The organism is Sphingomonas sp. ACRSK (assembly GCF_022346685.1).
GTDB lineage: Bacteria > Pseudomonadota > Alphaproteobacteria > Sphingomonadales > Sphingomonadaceae > Sphingomonas > Sphingomonas molluscorum.
Window position 1 is genome coordinate 1 of record NZ_JAKRNR010000076.1, and the last position, 1,795, is coordinate 1,795.

Below are 1,795 nucleotides of genomic sequence, written 5' to 3' on the forward strand. Positions count from 1 at the left end.
ACCCTTGAGTGGGTGGACTGGTTCAACCATCGCCGGCTGCTCGAACCCATCGGCAACATCCCGCCTGCCGAAGCCGAGGAGCAATACTATGCTGCCGCGGACATCATCGATATGGCAGCGTGACTCACATCCAACGGCCTCCGGCAAACCCGGCGCGGTTCAGCGGGCGTGATTGGCTGGAGTACATTGGAGAGCAAGCTCCGTTCGCATTCCGTAGAATACTTCGCTAGGCAGCTCGAGAAAGATGCTCCGCTCCGTAAAGAGCTGGAGTCGATGTTCTCCGATATCGCGTATACCGGTATCGAGGGCTTGAAAAAGCCCAGCAACGACGAGGATCGATACACTGACTAAATTCAGTTTCACTCATCGAATTAGCGAAGATGAGTTGGGCATCTTGAATAAGTTTACCGAGAGCGTCCCCGTGAGAGTCGGAGCGCTAGCGGAGGCGCTTGGTCTCCGTGTAGTCCTAGCGACCCTCCCGATGAATATATCGGGAATGATACAGCCTGACGGCAATGGGCACGTCATTAAAATCAACAGATTTGAGTCAAAGGAGCGGCAGAGGTTCACGATAGCACACGAGATAGCCCATTATCTTCTGCACAAAGATAAAATAAACACGGGTATAGTAGACTCGGTTCTTTATCGGTCGAAGCTGTCATCTAAGATTGAAGCAGAGGCAAATAAGCTTGGCGCTGAAATCGTGATGCCCAGCGGAGCAGTCTCGCAGGCTATTTCCCGCGCCGGAGGGAACCCGGACGATGAGGACGTGGCTGAACTAGCCAGCCAGTTTGGAGTATCGCGGCAAGCTATGGCGATCAGGCTTAGTTAATAGGTGCTACAGCTCAGGGAATATGTTCCGCTTTTAAAGACGGGAGTCGCTGAGCTCGAAGCCTACCGCGCATTGTACCCGTCTGTTAAAAGTAGCCTGTTCCCCGTATTTTCCGCTCGTCCTTGGCCAAACGCTTCCCATTTTGAGTTCACCTTACGGAAAATCAGAGAAACCATAGAGGACCATCCATTCGGATTTGCTCTGGACTCTGATCGTTACCGGCACGGCGGTAAGAGGCCGGCTCAAGACGAGTTTGATGCTCTGTTCGATGAGAGACTCGGTTACGCACATTACTATGATGTGGTGGCGTCCTTTGCCAATGCCACCCCTGTATTGCTGCCAACAGCCAATGCAGATGTTCTCATTCGTCAAATCGGAAATGCTGAGAGGCTTGATCGTGGACTGATAATACATCAGAGGCGCGATGCGACTGTTCCCTTGTCACGCTTGATAACTAGGCTGCCTCCGCTTCCACATGATACGGTGGTCATTGTAGACGCGGGGTGGTCTCGCAATTATTTGGACCTGGAGGCATGGGCGATTCCCGTCATAGAAAGAGTTGTAGCAGCTCTTCCTGAAGCGGAAGTAGTAGTCATGTCGAGTTCCTTTCCAGACAGCTTCACCCACATTGTCGGAGACCAGGAAGAGGACGGTACGGAGCGCAGGCTCTACGCTGCGGCCCGCCAGCGATTTCAGCAAACCGATCTGACATTTGGAGACTGGGCTAGCACGCGCCCGTCTCAGGGCGGGGGCGGGAACACCATTCCGTCGCGTATTGATGTCGCGAAGATGAACTCGTGGCACATCTTTCGAGCCGATCCTGACGACGACCCAGGGTTTCCCGAGCTGGACACCCGCAAAAACCGATGGCGTTTCGGGGGCTATGGTGATTCATTGATCAGGAGCGATGATGGAGAGCCGTGGTGGATCCCAAGTCCCTGTTCAGTCTGAGCGACCATCTTG

Annotated in this window: 2 protein-coding genes; both read left to right on the forward strand. The window is 53.7% G+C overall.

What is annotated here, in order from left to right:
* Positions 1–394 precede the first annotated feature (394 nt).
* Positions 395–832, forward strand: a complete 438-nt coding sequence (locus MHZ35_RS17755) for an ImmA/IrrE family metallo-endopeptidase (protein ID WP_239436839.1) — start codon at positions 395–397, stop codon at positions 830–832.
* 3 nt (positions 833–835) lie between these two features.
* Positions 836–1,783, forward strand: a complete 948-nt coding sequence (locus MHZ35_RS17760; protein WP_239436840.1) for a beta family protein — start codon at positions 836–838, stop codon at positions 1,781–1,783.
* The last annotated feature ends 12 nt before the right edge of the window (positions 1,784–1,795 follow it).